This is a genomic window from Bacillus sp. D48C (genome assembly GCF_053345735.1).
Window position 1 is genome coordinate 93,013 of the sequence record NZ_JBKFAQ010000002.1, and the last position, 15,212, is coordinate 108,224.

Below are 15,212 nucleotides of genomic sequence, written 5' to 3' on the forward strand. Positions count from 1 at the left end.
TTAGTATCAAACAAGTCGTATTCCTTTTTATTACAATTTTGTATATAATATAATTATAAATAATCTGGGGGACGAACTATGATAATCGTACTACAAATCATCTTACCACTAATTTTCGCAGTCTATTTATTTACCCTCTATCATAACGGGACGTATGGATCAGCTTCATTCATTTTAGCAGTCATGATAGGAATTTTCGGTTTAGAGAATATTTTTCAATATGCTAGTCTAACAGATCATGCTATTTATCCATATTGGGGAAGTTTGAAGGCTGTTGTTATCGTTTTATCAGTCGTATTTCTATTTAAAAAAGGTGGTTTAACAGGAAAATATTGATTTGTAATGCGTTACATATTTTCTTGTTAAATTGCTTTTATTTTATAAAAGCAGAAATATTTATGTGAAAACAAGAAGGGATGTGTTACATATGTCTATAAATATTATTTCAATAATCTCTATCATAATATGGATTGTGTTAATTACAGAACTTATAAAACCTTCAAAAGAACAGAATGGACGAAAAATAGTAACTTTAGTAACTGCTGGTTCCGTATCAACACTTATTTTAACGGTTTCTTTTATTCAAAATATCCCGTTTTGGAATTGATAGTGATATTCATAACAAAAATATGTATAAATAAAAAGATTAGGATTCACTCCTAATCTTTTTATTTTGGAGTAGCACCACACATCCATCAACTTAAGAATAAATGCCACCAAAACAAAAAAAGCCCCAAATTTTTCTTGAAAATAAGTTGGGGCTTTTGAACCAGAAAAGTATATTTTTAACTATGAAAATTACGATAAATTTCTCCTTTTTTCCTACTTGCTAAATTCAGCAAGTAAAATTTTTTTAAAAGGATTAGGACTGCCAATTCTACCCAAACTATTCCAATTGACGACCAACGTATGCTTGCCTCCAAGTTTACCTCCAACAAGAGTAGTAAACCCTAGAATGCCACCTGTGTGTCCCCATATCGAGACACCGCTTGGAAGCTTAGTTTCATAGATTCCAAGACCATATCCATCGATTCCTTCTTTTCCTGTAGGAACTGTAGTAAGCATTTGTTTTAGTTGCTGTTCTTTCAGTAATTTGCCACCGAGCAAGTAAGAGAAGAATTTGTTTAAGTCGTCAGCAGTAGAAATCATATCTCCAGCAGAGCTACCTGCACTTGGGTTATAATAAGTAACGTCTTTTAGCTCACTTGCTCCATCTGGTTGGACATATCCACGGGCATGGTTAGTGCCTGGAATAACACTTGAGTTGCCTGGTAGGAATGTATTCGACAATTCAAGTGGTTCAATAATTCGATTTTCAACCTCTTCCGCATAGCTGTTTCCAGTTACTTTTTCAATAAGAATGCCCAGTAATACGTATCCTGTGTTTGAATAAGACCAGCCCTTTCCTGGAGCAAAGTCTGGAGGCAGAGAAACCCCCATCTTCACTAACTCTTCAGCCGTATACGATTTTTTTGTATCCGTAAAATCAGCGTCTTTTGACCTTGAGTATTCAGCGATACCACTTGTATGGTTCAATATGTGCCGGATAGTAATCTTGTTACCATCATATCCATTTCCTTGAATGACACCAGGCAACCAGTCTTCGATGTAGTCGTTTAGCTTCAGGCGATTCTCTCCAGCTAATTGAAGTACAACTGTTGCGGTGAACGTCTTCGTCACACTCCCAATGCGAAAGCGAAAATCTGTTTTCATTGGTTTCTTGGTTCTCAGATCCGCTATTCCAGCGGCATACCCCCACGTTTTTCCACCCTCAGAAGTTTTAGCAAGTATCCCCGGGTATCCAAGTTGCAATGTATCCCGCATTGCTTGCTTGACGGAAGTATGATCTCGTTGCGTATTTGTTTGTAACGAACTAGATACATTTTGAGTGGGCTCTGCTTTTATAATTGAGGTTGGTGTTGTATATAACAGGGAACTTCCAACTATTAAAAGGGCCAAACTTGCACATGTAATTTGACTACGTATTTTCATAAGGCATTCCTCTCCTCTATTCATATTGTATAAGTGTTTGCTTGCTGTTCCTTACTTCCTAACAAGACTTAGGGAAAGACCCTCATGCATATAGATTAAAGCCCCAGTACAAAGGTATTTATCAATACCAACAATTTGAGCCATTTAAATCTCCATCCCTCCTATAACAAAATTATTCAAAGGTATGAAAGCATATTATGTACCCTTAGTTATTGTTAGTATTAACACAACATGAGACATAACCCTAACCCATATTTTACTTTATTTATCCATAATATGTATTGAGAAAGAATGTAAATTCGAATCCTTTCCGTAACCCAACTATTGATTATTTTTTCACCTATTATAATTAGTTATTTTGAATTTCATAATAAAAAAACTTTAAAAAAATAACGATTCCCTTAACGTACAGGAAGCGGTTGAAAAATATGTCTATACGCACAATTTTCTTGTTTTGATATGGTGAACCCATCGCAATTAAGCTAAGGTTTTGAAGTACCCACTAAATGAAATTTTTCTTTCTCTACAGTTAGTTACTTTGAGAAGTCATCTCATTTTTTTGTTTTTTGGGGTGTTTCTTTTTCTTAACTTGATGGATGTGGGGTCTCGCCACATCCATCAAGTTATCTAAATAAAATACCCTCTAAAAATTAAGAATATTCAAAAATTAAAATAGACATTTATTCACTTCGTTCGTTATAATTCAAACAAAATAAAAAATCGTTTACATTTTACGATATCAAATTTACTGGAGGGGATAAAGATGAAAAAAGCACTTTACATCAATATAGGTGGAGAAGGACACTTAAATCCAACATTAGGATTAGTACATGATTTAGTACAACGTGGAGACAACATTGTCTATTATTCATCAAATGATTTTGAAGAAAAAATCAAAAAAGCAGGTGCACAATTCCGTCCCATCAATCAAGAGGCACAAAGAGAGCTTTCGGAAACTATGAATGTTATGACTTCCCATCCTCAAGAGTACTTATTACACTTCCTTCATGCTATGGAAAGAATTACTGATTCCATTTTTGAAGAAACCTCCAAAGAAACATACGATTACATCCTCTATGATGCACAGTCTTTACCTGGAAAATGGGTTGCATATTTCTATGGGAACCATAATTAATAATCAGCCTGAATTCTATCAAAAATGTTTCGTCGGTTTAAAAGATCTCAATGCGAAAGCTTAGTATAGGCAAACAATTAACAGTGGAGCAGCTAGGAGATATACCTGATAATTTTATTGTTGGTAATTATCTTCCACAATTAGATATACTGCGCCAAGCGGATGTATTTATTAGTCATTGTGGAATGAATAGCACAAGTGAATCACTTTATGGCGCAGGATTTATGTTAAATATCCAGCAATTATTGGCTGAGGATTTAAAACATGCCGTTAATGAAGTGTTGCAGCATTCGATTTACAAAGAGAATGCCAAAAAAATTAGTCAATCATTCTGTGAGGCAGGTGGTTATATCAAAGCTGTTGATGAGATTGTTACATTTACTCGTTAATTCTGCTATTGTATGCCACTCAAGGCCTATTAACTTAAGAATTTTATAACACCCTACAACAAGAATATAGAAGATAGAAGAAATGCTGGCAGTATCCCATACTCATCAAGATAAGAAATTAAATACCCCATTACTATCAATTCTTAAGTTGATAGTAATGGGGTAGCACCATATACCCAGCAAGCTAAGGTCTTGAAGTAGCCCCTAAACAAAAATTTAAATTTTTCTACAGTAATTTATGTGAATTCAACTCGTTTTTGGGAACATATGTGGTCCTTTTATAATTTGAATTTCTTTTTAAGCTTCTTATATTTTCTGTACGAACGTCTAACAATGTTTAACATAAAATACGGTATTTTAACGGGGAAAGGCAATTTATAAATGAAAGGAAAATAAAAGGTGAAATATGCCTTTTCTAGGTCTCTCCACTTACTATCTTCTTTTGTTTTTAAGAAATCAGATACATCGACCACATATCCCCTTCCTTTTTCCATCATCACATTTTTCCCGTGAACATCACAAGGAGTTAACCCTTGTTCCCTCGCATACTCCAAAGCCTCATTGATATCAAGTATTACCTGCTTAGGAATTTTAATCCCCTTATGAATAGCATCGTATAAAGTAATTTCTTTTAAACGTTTCAATACTATGAAATTTTCTCCTTTATATATAAGCTTTGAATAAGAAGGATGATTTCCAATTCTTCGGTATGCTTCTGACTCTTTTTCAATTCCTTCTCCTTCTCGCACGTAAACTTTCACTACCCAATCTTTGTATTCTCTGTGCATGAATACTGCGGCATAATTACCTGTCCCTAAACACTTCCAAAGTCTAGGAATATCTTTAACTACTACAGGCTCGAATTCATCCTCACTTCGTATGCTTACCTCTTTTAATAATTCGTCCTTTATTAATCCCACAAAACTATTTATACTCATCATTCCCACTCCGGTTTTGCTAAAAGGGGCCCACCCACATTTTAACGAAAATATACACTAAGCGAATTTTAGCATAAAACGAGTCATCTTTCTTCTTAAAATAAAAAGATGACTCGTTCTATTTGAACTGTTGAATACTTAATATTTATTCCGCTATTCATAGCCAAAAACTGTACAACATAAAAATATTTCTAACTATTTTCATTTTTTCACAGGCAACTGTATAGGGCTTTTCTTAGTGCAAGTTCTCTTAGTTCATTACCCATACCAAATCTATATTACTCTATTTTATAATCTAAAACACTGTTTAGAAGTGTAGCAAAGGTTTGTTAATGGTTCCATTCTTGTTCCAATACTATCTTTGTTAGCTAAAACTTTTATTGTTTTAATAGTCTTTTGTTTAATTCCCACAATGCTGTTTTGTTGCTATCCCATTTCAAAAACGTTACTGCTTCCTCAAAGCATAACCATTTATAATTGAAGTGTTCTTTAGATAATGATATGTTTTTTGTAGGGACTTTAACTCCAAAAGAAAATTCTTTTATTACATAAACCTCTTCTCCCCAAAGGAATCCTCCAACTACATCTTCTACTGATAGTGAAGACACAGAATCTAATTGTATATATGGACATTCTCTTGTAATACCAGCCTCTTCAAATGCTTCCCGTTTTGCTGATTCAATAGGAATCTCACCGTCTTCTCCGCCACCAGCTATTCCTTGCCAATAACCATAATCACTTCGGTTAAAAATGGCATATTGAATAGAATCGACAGTTTTTATATAAGGAAATATCAATACTTGATATGGCGCTCTCATTACTTAACCTCCTCTCGAAAATAAGTTTTAAAGCAATATGAATAAAGAGCCGACATCACAATTCTACATTATTAATGCAGGTTTATAATGTCGGCCCTCTATTTTTAAATAATTTTATTTTTCATAAACAGGCTTACTCTTAACAGAGGAAAAACTGTTTATTTCTTGTCGAATTTGTTTAGCATGGTTTTTCCTAAATGTTAGCAGTACCCTATATTATTCAATTGCGCCAGCAACATCATAATCATTTAAATCTAATTCAATCGTTTGTCCGAGCGCTAGTTTAGCAAGTTCCGCTCCTAGATATGGACCAGCTGTTAAACCCGAAGCTCCTAATCCATTCGCAACGAGAATTCCTTCAAAGTTAGGTAGCGGTCCGATAACAGGTAAGAATCCTGGTGTAAATGGTCTGAATCCAACTCTCGTTTCAAGCATTGTAGCATTTTCTAAGCCAGGCGCAACTGTTAATGCCTTATGGAATACTTCATGTAAACCACCTGCTGTTACACGATGATCGAAACCAGTATCATTCTCATGTGTTGCACCAATTACGACATGCCCATTGTCAAACGTTAAAATATATTGATCGTTCGGTGGCATAACAACTGGCATATTTTCTGTTGCTGTATTTTCAATTTGCAGATGAACAATTTGTCCTTTTTGGAATGTAACTAAGAAATTAATTCCTAATGGGTTCAAGATTTCATTCGCCCATGCGCCTGCAGTTACAATAACCTTTTCTGCTAAAATTGTTTCATCGTTTACTGTAACTCCAGTAATATGATTTCCTTCACGGACTAATATGGCATCGCCTTTTATAAAAGTTGCACCATGTTTTTTCGCAGCACTTATTAACGCATTGCGTAATAATCTTCCATTTACTCGTGCAGCACCACTAATATGAACAGAACTATATTCGTCTGATAATGCTGGGAATAATTTTTTTGTTTCTTCAGCTGATAAGCGAGTTATTTCACCAATCTCTGGGGCATCTTCACGTCGTTTATAAGCTCGCTCTTCCATTTGATCTAACTTTTTCTCGTCAGTATGTAAACTAATTGCACCTACACGATTATATCCTGTGTCAGTTTCACCGTCTTCTTCTAATTGCTGAATTAACGAAGAATAGTAACGTGCACCGCCTTTAACGATTTTATACCATGCTTTATTACGACGCTGTGATAGCCATGGACATACAATACCTGCTCCTGCATCAGTTGCTTGCCCTAATTGTTGGCGATCCACGATAGTAACATTCGCACCTGCCTTAGCAAGATGATAAGCAGTAGATGCTCCTAAAATTCCAGATCCAACTACAATATACGATTTCATTTCAAACACCTTTTCTCTTTTGCTAATTATATAAATATAAGAACATTCCTTAGTATAATGGAAGGAATGCTTTTTTCAATGTACTCATCACAATTAATTGTTGCAGCATTGTGACTTTCTTAATCATTATTTTTTCTTCTTACGGAATAATTCAATTGTTTTATAACCTTGTGAAAGGATTTCTATCATTTTCTCTAGACGTTTTTCACGTGTTTTTTCTTGTTTTACAGAAAAAAGATTACGTGCCCAATCTTTCTGATATCCAGGCGTTAAACTTTGATAAAACTTAAGTTCATTCGGGTGATTTGTTAATAATGCTTCAACATCTTTAATTCGATCTGCATAATCGGCAACACATTGACTCATAGCAGATGTTTTCATTGTTTTTTTCTTTTCACGTTTTAAACCTACAACAGTAAAGACTTCATCCATACTTACCATTCGTGCAAATTTAATATTGCTTTCTCCCACATAACCATCTTCTCCAACGTTTAATGCCGGAAACATCTCATCACGGTGAATAAACGTACTATAACGAGCATTACCTTTTTTCGGATATGCGAAGAACACGTAACCTTTTTCAATTAGTAATTCTTCATTACTAATAATAAAATTCGTTTGTTTCACCATTTCATCAAGCGTTTCTACAAATATAAAGATAGCATCGTGTTCTTTTGAGAATACAGTTTCTTTACCTGTAAAAATGTCATAATTACTTGGTTCGTTAATTACGACCATATTTGTATACTTATTAAGTTTCAATTTATCAATAACTGACATAATAATCTTCCTTTACATTCAAAATTCATTGTACATACTTTTTCGTACTGTTCTAGTGTATTATATGTATTAAGAAAATCAAACTTTAAATCATATTATTCTGCTGCAAAAGAACCAGTTTTTCATACATATGAAGAAACTGAGGAAACATTAACTATACCGCAGTTTCCGAAACATATTAGACGAAAACCATTTACACCAAAAAATAATAAAGATAGCCGCCTCTGATTAAGTACCGGCTATCTTTATTATTCATAACTTAATAGCAAATAAAGTATATAAAAGCTCTCTATATTGCTCTTCTGTAACCTCACGCTTAGTTTTTGCTCCATAAATAATTTCAGTTACACTATTATTCGTTAAAGAGACATGCCCAGAGTCCGTCAATTTCACTGCAATTGGTCCCTTATTAAAAATAGATTTCTCATCTTCTATTACTCTTCTTTGAACATCGTTTACTACTATCTCATCAATAATATGTTTATAAAAGGCATGACAAACTTTCCATTCTCCTTCAGCATCTATTCTTTCTAAAACATAATTTCCTTTACTCGTATCTTTTCGTCTCACCCGGTACGACCCATTCTTTGAAGAAACAGACTCATCAGTAAAAGGTACAGGAACAAGAGGTACTAATGAAGCTATACCTACATCAATTAAATACTGTGCATTAGCATAAGTTAAAATAATTGTTATATGGCCATCCTCAAGTGCCCATGCATTTATATCATTTTTATAAACCGTACCTAATGCCAGTTGTACATCATAGCCACAGTCTTTTAAGAAATAGTAAAAAAGGGTGTTTAATTCGTAGCAAAGTCCACCACGGGAACTAGTTAAAATTTTCTCTCGTAAGTTTTCCAGAGAGATTTGATTCGTATTTTGTGCTATAACGTCTAAATTCTCAAATGGTATAGTATGTGCAAATGAAAAGAGTATAGTAGGTAATTCTTCAAACGTTACTTCATTACGTTTTTTAAGATTTAATCTTGCGAAAAGCTGATCTTGTAAACTTGTCATATTTAGCACCCCTTAAAATTTTATAAGTTTAAATAATATATGCTGATTGTAAGTTTTAAGGGGTACTGTAACAACGTACATTTTATGTAACTGTACCGGTACAAAAAGTCTAACCGACAAGATCACTAAAGATAAGAAGCTACAAATACAAATTTAATAGTTTGTCTATAGGTAAATTATTACAATCGCTTAAATCAACAAAATACTGAAGTTGCCACATTTGGCTCTTTTTAGCTTGATTGCTAACAGGCTTATCCCATATAGGATAAATCCTCATAGCCATCTTGCCTTTTTGATTTTGTGTTCTCAAGATTTTTTCCTTAAGAAGAATCTCTTTAGGCAAAATGAATTGTCCTAGTTTATGATCATCTATACAAGTAATAACTAATAAATCAGGAGCAGCGTCATAAGAAAATGCTTGATTTTGCATATTGTCATCTTTCTCCCAAAAAGAAACAAATTGACCAATTTTATTAGGAGTAACTTTTGATTTTCTAAAACGAATGGTTTTGTTATTTAAGTGGAATAAACATCCTGCATATTCTGCGTTTTGCTTTTCTTCTTTTAGATTCGTAATCATTAAATTGTTAGGTTGGTAAACTATATTATTTAAATTTCGGATCGTATCATTAAAATTGTTCAAAAAAACTCCCCCTTTATTCATCTCTTAGTTTACCACAAACATCAGTTCTTCTATATCGTATATAATCATGAACTAAGTGAAATGGGGGAATTTAGCAGGATATAATTTTTACTTTAATGTACTTAGTTTTTCAATTGCTTGTTGCTCAGTTGCTAAGTAAAAAATGTCATTCCCTTTATTACATTCATAAATAAAGTCTTTTAAGCTTTTACTAGTGTAAATAGAGAAATCCCCAATGATAGCAATCTTTACCTTGTAGTTTATAAACTTTTGAAGGATATCACCCGCAAGACGTGTTTTTAAATCAAAGAAGCTTTCACTTATTAATGACTTGTGGATAATAATATGCTTCGCATCTACCTCGTATTGAACTGTTGCCATAGTATCTAATGCAGACTGAACATCCGATATTAATACCTTATCGTTTCTAATGACCGCAATATTGATTCCATCGATTACTACTTTCTTTATGTCCATAGTCCCACCCCTTTATAATGTGCACCGTATGAGTAAAATTGTTTTACAAAACTTCGTATTAATCATAGATTAAATTAGCCGCAGCTATTAAAATCGCCTCTATTCTTTATTACTAATACGGTTAATGAAATTAATGATAGTTTCTCTTTTTTATATTTTTGAATATATATATGAAATTGCTTTTACTTGTTATAAAAATATTGTACTTGTTATAAAAATATTGTGGAGTAACATAACTTAACAAACTATCCAAAGTGTTAATCTCGGCATATGGTTGTATTTTGGTAGTATTCTTGATTTTTTGAGGGTTAAACCACACACCTTTTATATTTATATTTTGAGGACCAGCAATATCCTTTTCTAAGTCATCCCCAACAAATAAAGTATTTTCCGGCTGTAAATTTAGCTTATTTAACGCTAGTTCGAATATACGTTTATCAGGTTTACTAAATCCCACTTCTTCAGAAATAATGATTGTTTCAAAATACCTATTTAAATTCGTGTTAAATATTTTAGCTTTTTGCCTCTGAGTTGAGCCATTTGTTATAATTCCAACTTTAAAGTGCTTCTTTATTTGATTTAAGAAATGAATAGTATTTTGGTCTATTGAAAAACATCTAGGGAAATTATTATTCCAAAAATCTTGGATATAATTGCGTGGCAATCTATACTTCGGCGTGAATTCATCAAACAATGATTCTAAAACTGTCGTTTTATTACTTATGCCATATTCTCTTTTATCGTATTCTTTGAATTTCTGTAACATGTTGCTTTTAGCCGCACCATCTACATTTTCATAACACTTTTCTAAAACAATTAAAAATAATGCCGCTACTGCCTTATCCCTATCAAGTAAGGTATCATCTAAATCAAACAGCATACCTTTATAACACTTCAAATCATTTCACAACCTTTCTAACATTATATAAATCTCTCCAAGTTTGTACCTTTAAACTTTTGGTTTAGCCAGAACATTGTTATGTAGTGATTAACGATTAAATAGAAACTAGATGAGAGAAATCCAAAGTTCTTGGCACACACTCTAGTATTACTGTAGCTTCTTCTATATTAAAATTCCTTTCCCTCTTTTGGTAAAGAAGTACAAGTATATTTTCACAAATTTTAAGAAATTACATACAATTCACATTATTATACATTAGTTTTTCGTAAATATTATTCATACATCAATTCATACGATAAGTTTTTTAATCAATTATTTCTCCATAAAAAAGTAATATAGCTAATAATACTTTTTGGTAGTAAACGTCCTATGAAGTTTACTACTGTATCTCCACATAAACTCCAGATAGTACGGCTATAATGACTACCAGAGGTGATATTATGAAAAACTATCATATTCTCGTGGTAGAGGACGATCAAGAAATTCAGGAATTAATTAAACAATTTTTAATGACACAGCATTATACAGTGGTAGTCGCTTCAGATGGACTAGAGGGTATGACACAATTTAATAAGCAATCCTTTGATTTAATTCTCCTAGATGTCATGATGCCCAATCTTAATGGGTTTGAAGTTTCTAAAATGATTCGAAGTCAGTCAAACGTACCAATTATTATGCTAACTGCGTTGGAAGAAGAGGAAGATCAAATGAAAGGATTCGATCTTGGGATCGATGATTATATAACAAAACCCTTTTCATTTCATGTTTTGATTAGACGAGTCGAAGCTGTACTTAGAAGAAGTTATGATAAAAATGTAAATAATCATTTGATATTTAAAGAAGTTCGTATCGATGTGGATGCATATAGAGTCTATGTAAATGATGTTGAAATTATATTAACGACAAAAGAGTTTGAAATTCTACAACTACTATTTCAAAATGAGAGAAAAGTACTTACAAGAGAAAATATCGTAGAGAAGGTTTGGGGGTACGATTATTTTGGAGAAACACGAATAATTGATACACATATTAAAAACCTACGCAAAAAATTAGCTATCCCTTATATTAAAACAATAAAGGGTATTGGTTATAAAATTGATGAATAGTATTGTGAAACTCATGAAGATGAAGCAAATTACTTATAAACTCTTTATGACTACATCTCTCATTTTGTTATCCTTTGCAGTATTGATTTATTTAACTTTATACTTCTTTCTCCCTACGTTTTATGAGCAATATAAAACAGATCAACTTCAAACAGGGATAAACGAAATCATTGATAAGTCTAAAAATCTTACGTTTCAAGATGCGATACCACTTTTTGATGAATACGCAAAAAAAAATAATGCGATGCTTTACCTTCAAAATAAAGAAGGAGTAATTATTTACTCTCCTTCATTTTCTTTTATTCAAAGTGGTACGCAAAAAACAGTAGTTACTAAAGCAACACGATTCGAGAATGCAAGTACCCTTAGCAATTCATATAACGTTACGAAACCAATTCAATTCCAAGATGGTAGTTTAACACTTATAGTCTTTGCTACATTTCAACCGATTGATGAAGCTTCACAGGTTTTAGTACGATTTCTCCCCTATATTAGTATCATTGTGCTCATTATTGGTATAGGAAGTGCTTATTTTTATTCCAGGTTTATTACAAAGCCACTTATTTATATTAATGAAGGTGCACAAAAGATGGCAAATTTAGATTTCTCCGAAAAAATTGAGGTTCGCTCTACAGATGAGTTAGGAGAATTGTCTAATAGTTTGAATGACATGTCTATTAACTTACAACAAGCTATGTTTGATTTAAAAAAAGCAAATGAACAATTAAAAAATGATATTGAAAAAGAAAGAGAAATAGAAACAAAACGCAGAGAGTTTTTTGCGATTGTAGCACATGAATTAAAGTCCCCTCTTACTGTAATGAAAGGATACTTAGAAGGGATGATATACAATATTGGCCCTTATCAAAATCGTGATCAATATTTAAAGAAAAATCATCAAATTATTGAAAGTATGGAACAATTAGTTCGTGAAATTTTAAGCGTATCGAAATTAGAACAACACACCTTCAAACTAAAAGTAGAGGAAGTTAATCCTTCAAAGTTAATAGGTACAATCACAAAAGATCTCGAATTTTTTGCTTCTCAAAAAAGTATCGAAATAATAAAAGAATTTGATTCTGACCTTTCTATTTATACAGATTGTGCTCTTTTAGAAAAAGCATGCAAAAATATTATCCACAATGCGGTTATGTATTCACCACATAATGAAAAAGTCTATATAAAGTTAAGAGAGAATTCTAAACAAGATCAAATCGAAATGAAAATTATAAATACAGGTATCAATATTAAAGATGAAGATATTCAACAAATTTTCAAACCATTTTATCGAATTGAAAAATCAAGGAATCGAAATACTGGAGGAAGTGGTTTGGGGCTATATATTGTTAAACAAATTCTTGAAACGTTAGATATAAAGTATTCAATAAAAAATATGGAACATAGTGTGCAATTTTGCATGAGTATTCCGCTATCTAAACATAAAAACAAATAAACTCTCCTTTAAATAGGACGAGTTTATTTGTTTTTGTAGTAAGTATAAACTTATTAACAGGCTTTTCGTTTAATGACGTATGCTACTTTTTAAATGGCGATTGTCATAAGTAGTGACAAACTGTATTCAACTTAAATGTTTACCTATAACAGCAAAAAAAGCGAAATTACGCTTAGCAGCAAATTAGATTCTCTTATTTGAGATACATTTCATCTATGAAACTGAAAAGGAGGATGAAAAATGTTTATTCACCTCCATTTTTCAGATTAATTTGGAATTCTTTTATGATAAGCTATATGTAAAGATTAAACATAAAGGATGATTCGTATGGAAATAAGACCAAAGGTAAGTGAATATAACTCCTATTATGCAACGTATACCAACTTGGTATCAGACGGAAATATCATACATATTCTAGAACAACAAATGAAGGAAACGAATCTTTTATTAAAGGGAATTTCTAATAGTAAGGGACTTTTCCGGTATGCTCCTACTAAATGGAGTATAAAAGAAGTAATCGGTCATATAGCAGATACAGAACGTATTATGGCGTATCGATTGCTATCTATCGCTCGAGGCGAGACAGCAGAACTTCCAGGCTATAATGATGATATGTATGTTCTTAGAGCTGCTTTTGATAAGCAATCTATGCAAGATCTTCTTGAGAATTTAATAGTTGTTCGCCAATCTACCCTGTATTTACTTAGAAGCTTAGATAAAGAAGCCTGGTCACAAAGAGGAAATGCGAATAATTCTGAAGTTACAGTTCGTGCATTAGCATACATCATTGCCGGTCATGAGCTTCATCATCTTCAAATTATAAAAGAACGTTATCTTGGTTCTGATGCATATCCAGCAAGTTAATATTTGAAGAACAAGAGTCCTATTTATGTAGGGCTCTTGTTCAGTATTTATAACGTATTAGCACTTAGAATCATGGCAATTAAATGCATTTATTTATAAAATTCACCACATAATATATATGCTATCCTCTTTTATTCTGTACATAATTTTCTTTAGGTTGATATACTATAAACACAATAGTTCTGGAAAGGTGATGATATTATGTATGAACAACAAAATAATAGAGATAGAGATCAAAAAATGATGTTTTCGATGCAAGGAGTTCCCACAAATAAAATTAACATGAATCAATTACCTAAATGGATTAAAATTTTTGGATATTGTGCGTTTGGTTGGATGATAGTATTTAGTTTAATTATGATTGTAGGTTTAATTCTGCAATAACTATACAGATACATAGATAGGTAAACGGGACGATATTTAGATTATACATCTAGGTAATGTTCCGTTTTTTATGTATGATTATCCCATGATATAGGTAACCAATTATACTAAAAAGAACTTGTAGAATATCCTACAAGTTCTTTTTCAAATATTATTAAAACGGGAACAACAAACTATTTTAACATTCAGTACAGGGAGACCATTTTGATTATGGCTTGATTTTATTATAAAACAAATATAAGCTTTTGAAAGGTCTAGATTTTGAAAATTATGTGAATTGAACAGCTACGATGTTTATATTAGATTTCATTTACAACCAACTTCTTCTTACTTAAATACACTGCACGATCTGATTTTTTAGCAACCTCCTGTGAGTGCGTCACAACAATAATACATTTATTCTCTTTATGTGCAAGTTCTTGAAACAGTTCTATAATATCCATTGCGGTTTGCTCATCAAGGTTTCCTGTTGGCTCATCCGCAATCAATAAATCAACATTACAAGATAGTGCTCGAGCAATTGCTACACGCTGTTGTTGCCCACCGCTTAGTTGCAGGACGTTTCGTTTCGCTTCAGCTTCTGAGAGTCCTACCCTCTCTAATAACTGTAATGCTCTTGCTGTTTTATTTTGCACTTTAACACCTGTAATTTCCATTGCTGTTAAGACATTTTGAAGAGCTGTCATATAGGTTATTAAGTTATAAGATTGGAAAATTACAGATACATTTTGATTACGGTATCGATCCAAACCAATTTTTCTAATATCTTTGCCATTATACAGTACATAACCATTTTTAGGGACATCTAGTCCACAACCTAAGCTTAGAGTCGTAGTTTTACCAGATCCAGATGGTCCTAAAATCGTGTAGAAATGTCCTTTTTGAAAAGAAAAGTTAACATTTTCTAGTATCGCTACATTTTTTCCATTACTTTCATAATAATAATCTAAATTTTTAAACTGTAAAATTGTCTCCATATC

Annotated in this window: 18 protein-coding genes and 1 pseudogene; 9 read left to right on the forward strand and 10 right to left on the reverse strand. The window is 32.4% G+C overall.

Annotation, left to right across the window (positions count from 1 at the left end):
- Positions 1-78 precede the first annotated feature (78 nt).
- Both ACLBXA_RS05555 and ACLBXA_RS05560 read left to right on the forward strand, forming a co-directional pair.
- The gene (locus ACLBXA_RS05555) at positions 79-336 is read left to right on the forward strand and encodes a hypothetical protein (protein WP_000587696.1); all 258 of its coding nucleotides are present in this window, start codon (positions 79-81) and stop codon (positions 334-336) included.
- 91 nt (positions 337-427) lie between these two features.
- On the forward strand, positions 428-607 hold the full coding sequence (locus ACLBXA_RS05560) for a hypothetical protein (protein ID WP_000026312.1): 180 nt from the start codon (positions 428-430) through the stop codon (positions 605-607).
- Between the two features lie 215 nt (positions 608-822).
- Here the strand turns inward: ACLBXA_RS05560 and ACLBXA_RS05565 are convergent, their stop codons facing one another.
- Positions 823-1,992 carry a serine hydrolase domain-containing protein gene (locus ACLBXA_RS05565; protein ID WP_447617133.1) on the reverse strand — a complete coding sequence of 390 codons (1,170 nt, stop codon included), beginning with the start codon at positions 1,990-1,992 and terminating at the stop codon, positions 823-825.
- A gap of 763 nt (positions 1,993-2,755) precedes the next feature.
- Here ACLBXA_RS05565 and ACLBXA_RS05570 point away from each other — a divergent pair.
- Both ACLBXA_RS05570 and ACLBXA_RS05575 read left to right on the forward strand, forming a co-directional pair.
- Positions 2,756-3,127 (forward strand): glycosyl transferase, encoded by a 372-nt coding sequence (locus ACLBXA_RS05570; protein WP_447617134.1) that lies wholly within the window; start codon positions 2,756-2,758, stop codon positions 3,125-3,127.
- A 50-nt stretch (positions 3,128-3,177) separates the two neighbouring features.
- The gene (locus ACLBXA_RS05575) at positions 3,178-3,516 is read left to right on the forward strand and encodes a glycosyl transferase (protein ID WP_015945808.1); all 339 of its coding nucleotides are present in this window, start codon (positions 3,178-3,180) and stop codon (positions 3,514-3,516) included.
- A 278-nt stretch (positions 3,517-3,794) separates the two neighbouring features.
- On the opposite strand, the gene ACLBXA_RS05580 is transcribed toward ACLBXA_RS05575, so the two are convergent.
- The 4 genes from ACLBXA_RS05580 to ACLBXA_RS05595 form a co-directional block, all read right to left on the reverse strand.
- Complete coding sequence (locus ACLBXA_RS05580; protein WP_000026523.1) at positions 3,795-4,454, reverse strand: serine/threonine protein kinase; 660 nt, start codon at positions 4,452-4,454, stop codon at positions 3,795-3,797.
- Positions 4,455-4,831: 377 nt separating this feature from the next.
- Complete coding sequence (locus ACLBXA_RS05585; protein WP_001202619.1) at positions 4,832-5,272, reverse strand: NUDIX hydrolase; 441 nt, start codon at positions 5,270-5,272, stop codon at positions 4,832-4,834.
- 216 nt (positions 5,273-5,488) lie between these two features.
- Complete coding sequence (locus ACLBXA_RS05590; RefSeq protein WP_000844384.1) at positions 5,489-6,604, reverse strand: NAD(P)/FAD-dependent oxidoreductase; 1,116 nt, start codon at positions 6,602-6,604, stop codon at positions 5,489-5,491.
- Positions 6,605-6,730: 126 nt separating this feature from the next.
- Positions 6,731-7,384 carry a YdeI/OmpD-associated family protein gene (locus ACLBXA_RS05595; protein ID WP_000110860.1) on the reverse strand — a complete coding sequence of 218 codons (654 nt, stop codon included), beginning with the start codon at positions 7,382-7,384 and terminating at the stop codon, positions 6,731-6,733.
- Between the two features lie 27 nt (positions 7,385-7,411).
- Here ACLBXA_RS05595 and ACLBXA_RS05600 point away from each other — a divergent pair.
- A pseudogene (locus ACLBXA_RS05600) lies at positions 7,412-7,616 on the forward strand (hypothetical protein).
- A gap of 20 nt (positions 7,617-7,636) precedes the next feature.
- Here the strand turns inward: ACLBXA_RS05600 and ACLBXA_RS05605 are convergent.
- From ACLBXA_RS05605 to ACLBXA_RS05620, 4 genes are all read right to left on the reverse strand, one after another.
- Positions 7,637-8,404 (reverse strand): arylamine N-acetyltransferase family protein, encoded by a 768-nt coding sequence (locus tag ACLBXA_RS05605; RefSeq protein ID WP_242297086.1) that lies wholly within the window; start codon positions 8,402-8,404, stop codon positions 7,637-7,639.
- Between the two features lie 139 nt (positions 8,405-8,543).
- Positions 8,544-9,047, reverse strand: coding sequence for a MepB family protein (locus ACLBXA_RS05610; RefSeq protein ID WP_001058784.1), 504 nt, complete (start codon positions 9,045-9,047; stop codon positions 8,544-8,546).
- Between the two features lie 108 nt (positions 9,048-9,155).
- The gene (locus ACLBXA_RS05615) at positions 9,156-9,524 is read right to left on the reverse strand and encodes a DUF4180 domain-containing protein (RefSeq protein WP_000351862.1); all 369 of its coding nucleotides are present in this window, start codon (positions 9,522-9,524) and stop codon (positions 9,156-9,158) included.
- 130 nt (positions 9,525-9,654) lie between these two features.
- Positions 9,655-10,404: an HAD family hydrolase gene (locus tag ACLBXA_RS05620; protein WP_000895697.1), complete on the reverse strand. Its 750-nt coding sequence runs from the start codon at positions 10,402-10,404 to the stop codon at positions 9,655-9,657.
- A gap of 461 nt (positions 10,405-10,865) precedes the next feature.
- Between ACLBXA_RS05620 and ACLBXA_RS05625 the strand changes: the two genes are divergently transcribed.
- From ACLBXA_RS05625 to ACLBXA_RS05640, 4 genes are all read left to right on the forward strand, one after another.
- On the forward strand, positions 10,866-11,531 hold the full coding sequence (locus ACLBXA_RS05625) for a response regulator transcription factor (RefSeq protein WP_000800727.1): 666 nt from the start codon (positions 10,866-10,868) through the stop codon (positions 11,529-11,531).
- Positions 11,524-12,984 carry a sensor histidine kinase gene (locus tag ACLBXA_RS05630; RefSeq protein ID WP_001084893.1) on the forward strand — a complete coding sequence of 487 codons (1,461 nt, stop codon included), beginning with the start codon at positions 11,524-11,526 and terminating at the stop codon, positions 12,982-12,984. Before ACLBXA_RS05625 ends, ACLBXA_RS05630 begins: the two co-directional genes overlap by 8 nt.
- 327 nt (positions 12,985-13,311) lie before the next feature.
- A complete protein-coding gene (locus ACLBXA_RS05635; protein WP_000405918.1) occupies positions 13,312-13,848 on the forward strand; it encodes a DinB family protein in 537 nt (178 codons plus the stop codon).
- Between the two features lie 201 nt (positions 13,849-14,049).
- The gene (locus ACLBXA_RS05640) at positions 14,050-14,232 is read left to right on the forward strand and encodes a hypothetical protein (protein ID WP_000273237.1); all 183 of its coding nucleotides are present in this window, start codon (positions 14,050-14,052) and stop codon (positions 14,230-14,232) included.
- A gap of 299 nt (positions 14,233-14,531) precedes the next feature.
- Here the strand turns inward: ACLBXA_RS05640 and ACLBXA_RS05645 are convergent, their stop codons facing one another.
- On the reverse strand, positions 14,532-15,209 hold the full coding sequence (locus ACLBXA_RS05645; RefSeq protein WP_000447865.1) for an ABC transporter ATP-binding protein: 678 nt from the start codon (positions 15,207-15,209) through the stop codon (positions 14,532-14,534).
- Between the last annotated feature and the right edge of the window lie 3 nt (positions 15,210-15,212).

Excerpts from the sequence above, each read along its gene's own strand:
- ACLBXA_RS05595 (WP_000110860.1), bottom strand. The coding sequence starts at position 7,384 with ATGTCAGTTATTGATAAATTGAAACTTAATAAGTATACAAATATGGTC.
- ACLBXA_RS05615 (WP_000351862.1), bottom strand. The coding sequence starts at position 9,524 with ATGGACATAAAGAAAGTAGTAATCGATGGAATCAATATTGCGGTCATT.
- ACLBXA_RS05570 (WP_447617134.1), top strand. The coding sequence starts at position 2,756 with ATGAAAAAAGCACTTTACATCAATATAGGTGGAGAAGGACACTTAAAT.
- ACLBXA_RS05630 (WP_001084893.1), top strand. The coding sequence starts at position 11,524 with ATGAATAGTATTGTGAAACTCATGAAGATGAAGCAAATTACTTATAAA.
- ACLBXA_RS05645 (WP_000447865.1), bottom strand. The coding sequence starts at position 15,209 with ATGGAGACAATTTTACAGTTTAAAAATTTAGATTATTATTATGAAAGT.
- ACLBXA_RS05555 (WP_000587696.1), top strand. The coding sequence starts at position 79 with ATGATAATCGTACTACAAATCATCTTACCACTAATTTTCGCAGTCTAT.
- ACLBXA_RS05605 (WP_242297086.1), bottom strand. The coding sequence starts at position 8,404 with ATGACAAGTTTACAAGATCAGCTTTTCGCAAGATTAAATCTTAAAAAA.
- ACLBXA_RS05590 (WP_000844384.1), bottom strand. The coding sequence starts at position 6,604 with ATGAAATCGTATATTGTAGTTGGATCTGGAATTTTAGGAGCATCTACT.
- ACLBXA_RS05580 (WP_000026523.1), bottom strand. The coding sequence starts at position 4,454 with ATGAGTATAAATAGTTTTGTGGGATTAATAAAGGACGAATTATTAAAA.
- ACLBXA_RS05620 (WP_000895697.1), bottom strand. The coding sequence starts at position 10,404 with ATGCTGTTTGATTTAGATGATACCTTACTTGATAGGGATAAGGCAGTA.
- ACLBXA_RS05635 (WP_000405918.1), top strand. The coding sequence starts at position 13,312 with ATGGAAATAAGACCAAAGGTAAGTGAATATAACTCCTATTATGCAACG.
- ACLBXA_RS05640 (WP_000273237.1), top strand. The coding sequence starts at position 14,050 with ATGTATGAACAACAAAATAATAGAGATAGAGATCAAAAAATGATGTTT.
- ACLBXA_RS05625 (WP_000800727.1), top strand. The coding sequence starts at position 10,866 with ATGAAAAACTATCATATTCTCGTGGTAGAGGACGATCAAGAAATTCAG.
- ACLBXA_RS05565 (WP_447617133.1), bottom strand. The coding sequence starts at position 1,992 with ATGAAAATACGTAGTCAAATTACATGTGCAAGTTTGGCCCTTTTAATA.
- ACLBXA_RS05560 (WP_000026312.1), top strand. The coding sequence starts at position 428 with ATGTCTATAAATATTATTTCAATAATCTCTATCATAATATGGATTGTG.
- ACLBXA_RS05585 (WP_001202619.1), bottom strand. The coding sequence starts at position 5,272 with ATGAGAGCGCCATATCAAGTATTGATATTTCCTTATATAAAAACTGTC.
- ACLBXA_RS05575 (WP_015945808.1), top strand. The coding sequence starts at position 3,178 with ATGCGAAAGCTTAGTATAGGCAAACAATTAACAGTGGAGCAGCTAGGA.